A 1,566-nucleotide genomic window follows, 5' to 3' on the forward strand; every position below is an offset into this window, starting at 1 on the left:
CCAAAGAAATTAGCGATATTCTGCGAGTCGTGGAAGAAATGAACTCCTGGACGATTTCGATTACCTAAAGAATGCTGGTAATTGAAATTCAAACCAAAATCAACAGATTGGTATTCAAGCCAGTTTTTTGAACCGTTCTTAAATTGACCATTTCTGATATAATTTCGGCCACCTTTTGCAGCCTTCGCAACCTCAACCTGGAACAGCTGATTGGTCATAGCCATACGAGCTACTTTGTCAGCAATTCCATTTTCAGTATTGCCCAAAATCCGCTCGTAAAGCTGACTGGTTTCCTTAACACGCTGAAAGTCCGTCTGATTAGCCTTACCAGCAATCAATGAAGTGATATCTGCGAATCTGCCATCTACTGATTTTTTGTAATTAGCAATCTGAGTGGCAATCGAACCATTTTGTGGATTCGTGATAGATTCGAATTTGTTCTCAATAGCTCTTACAGTTTCCTGATAAGTCGCTTTGCCTACATAGTCCTTCGTTACCAGCTCACGAACAGCTGTCGCTTGTTTTGCACTCTCCTCACGAGCATAACGTTGCAAGCTCTCTTGTCGCTGGCCATCTTGATTGACGTAACGTTCAACTGCCGTCATCTTAGCAGACAGACCTTCAGCAGTCTTCTCAAATTCAGATTTGGCAACGACCAGATCCGTCTTGCCATCTTCAGGAGCAGGTCCTGCATCTATACGAGTCGAACTTCTGGTCAATTCCACTTTGCGAAATGCTACATGGCCAATCTCGTTATAACCAAGAATAATTCGCCAGAAATCAAAATTTTCAGGCTTGGTCAATGCTGGTATAGTAACTTGATAAGTCTGCCAGCTAGACGTGAGGTTGAAAGTGCCATACATAATTTCAGGATTACCGGAAACTGTACGGTTAGCCCTTAATGATAGCCAAACACTTGGAGAACCAGAATAGCAAATCCCTTGAAACGAAAGTGTGTAGGTTTCGCCAATTTCTAAATCGAGAAGAGCTGTTGAACTCTTCCAAGAAGAACGACTCCCCTCCTTAGATTGAATTTGCATCTGCTTCCAAGTGTTAGTCGTACCTTTTACATTATATTCGCCGTTTGAGATAGTCCAATCTTGTGGACTGTTATCTCCTTGACTATAGTACCAAAGCCCTCTTGAAAAGTCGTAGTCTTCAGCATAGTTGCGACTACCGACCTTCATTTTTGAAAATTCTTCACGCAATTTCCCAGCTTCAGCTGTGACCAAAGTCTTATCTGCCTTGTCCTTGGTTGCGTTCAGGATTTCCTGACGAATAGAACCGGCCCGCACCTCAAATTCGGCCTGACTCAATTTCTGATTCAGCTTGTTCTGCGTGTCTGTCTCAAGACTCTTCACAGACTGTCTGATATTCTCAGCAGTAACGTTGAGTGCACTGATATCCGCCTTGGTTCTGAGATCTTCAGTCAGACTTCTCACACCAGCATCAAGTGAATCGGCCCGTTGCTTAAAGGTTGATTCGACGGCTGAGATTTGACCGTCTGTGTCTTCGGGAGCTTCTTTATAGTCCGTCGCGACAGAACCTCTTTCGAGTTGAACATCT

At 43.6% G+C, this 1,566-nt stretch carries 1 pseudogene; it reads right to left on the reverse strand.

The window, feature by feature from the left end:
- Positions 1-1,566 (reverse strand): annotated as a pseudogene (locus ADH54_RS06600) (peptidase S74); the annotation flags it as partial.

This window comes from Streptococcus pseudopneumoniae (genome assembly GCF_001072315.1).
GTDB classification, from domain to species: Bacteria; Bacillota; Bacilli; order Lactobacillales; family Streptococcaceae; genus Streptococcus; species Streptococcus pseudopneumoniae_R.